General features: G+C 69.7%; 1 protein-coding gene. It reads right to left on the reverse strand.

Annotation, left to right across the window (positions count from 1 at the left end):
• Positions 1-19: 19 nt before the first annotated feature.
• Positions 20-1,216 carry an IS110 family RNA-guided transposase gene (locus ABT095_RS38785; RefSeq protein ID WP_350534343.1) on the reverse strand — a complete coding sequence of 399 codons (1,197 nt, stop codon included), beginning with the start codon at positions 1,214-1,216 and terminating at the stop codon, positions 20-22.
• Positions 1,217-1,374: the final 158 nt, after the last annotated feature.

Below are 1,374 nucleotides of genomic sequence, written 5' to 3' on the forward strand. Positions count from 1 at the left end.
GGCTTCCTAATGTCGCTTGTCAAGCCGTCTCGGCCGCCGGGAGTGTGACTTGGTAGCACCTCCGGTCGCGTATGAGGGCCCACAGGACGTTCACGCGTCGGCGGGCCAGCGCCATCACGGCCTGGACGTGCTTCTTCCCCTCGGCGCGCTTGCGGTCGTAGAACGCCCGCGAGTTCGGATCACAGCGGATGCTCACCAACGCCGAGGTGTAGAAGACGCGTTGGAGCCTGCGGTGGTAGACGGTCGGCCGATGCAGGTTTCCGCTGACCTTGCCCGAATCGCGGGGCGCGGGGGCCACCCCGGCGAACGCCGCGAGGGCGTCCGGCGAGGAGAAGCCGTCCAGACTGCCGCCCACACCGGCCAGGAACTCGGCGCCGAGCACGGTGCCGATGCCGGGGACGCTCTCGACTATTTCGGCGAGTTCGTGCTCGCGAAACCGGCCCTCGATAAGCTTGTCCATCTCGGCGATCTGCTCGTTGAGGGCCATCACCCCCTCGGCCAGGGTGTGGACCAGCCTGGCGATGGTCTTCTCCCCGGGGACGGAGGTGTGCTGGCGCTGCGCGGCCTCAACGGCCGTCTCGGCCAGGGCCCTCGCGTTGCGGACCTTGCGGTTGGCCAGCCACTTCGTCAGCCGCGCGACGCCGACGCGGCGGATCGCGGCCGGAGTCTGGTACTCGGTCAGCAGCTTGAGCGGGCCTGTGTTGGTCACGTCAAGGGCCCGCTCCAGGGCCGGGAACATGCTCAGCAGAGTGCCGCGCAGGCGGTTGACGGCGCGGGTGCGGTCCTCGACCAGGTCGGCGCGGCGCCCGGTCAGCAGCTTGAGTTCGATCGCGGCCTCGTCGCCGGGCCGGATGGGCTGCAGGTCGCGGCGCATCCTGGCCTGGTCGGCGATCACGTAGGCGTCGCGGGCGTCGGTCTTGCCCTCGCCGCGGTAGCCGTCGGACGCCCGGTTCACCAGACGGCCGGGGATGTACAGGACCTCCTGGCCGTGCGCGACGAGCAGGCTCAGCAGCAGGGCCGGCTCACCACCGGTCATGTCGATCGCCCAGGTCACCTCGTCGCCGTCGGCCAGGGCCAGGACGTCACCGACCAGTTGCAGCAGCTCGGGCTCGTCGTTGGCCACCCGCTGCGACAGCAGCGTCCTGCCCTCAGCATCCAGGACCAGGCCATGGTGGTGGCCCTTTCCGCTGTCGATCCCCGCCCATATCCGGCTCATCGTGCTCCTGACGCGCGTGTTCGTGCAGTGCGTACCACGGACGACCTCGCCGGCATTGCTCTACTCAGCGACTTGCTCGCACTTCCTAATCGGCGGCCGGGTCGTCGTGGGGTGCCGGGCGGCGAAGCCATGAGAACCACGGACGGCAGCCGCCTGAT

This window comes from Kitasatospora sp. NPDC002227 (assembly GCF_040296285.1).
Classification (GTDB): domain Bacteria; phylum Actinomycetota; class Actinomycetes; order Streptomycetales; family Streptomycetaceae; genus Kitasatospora.

Coding starts and splice junctions, on each gene's coding strand:
- ABT095_RS38785 (WP_350534343.1), bottom strand. CDS start 1,216: ATGAGCCGGATATGGGCGGGGATCGACAGCGGAAAGGGCCACCACCAT.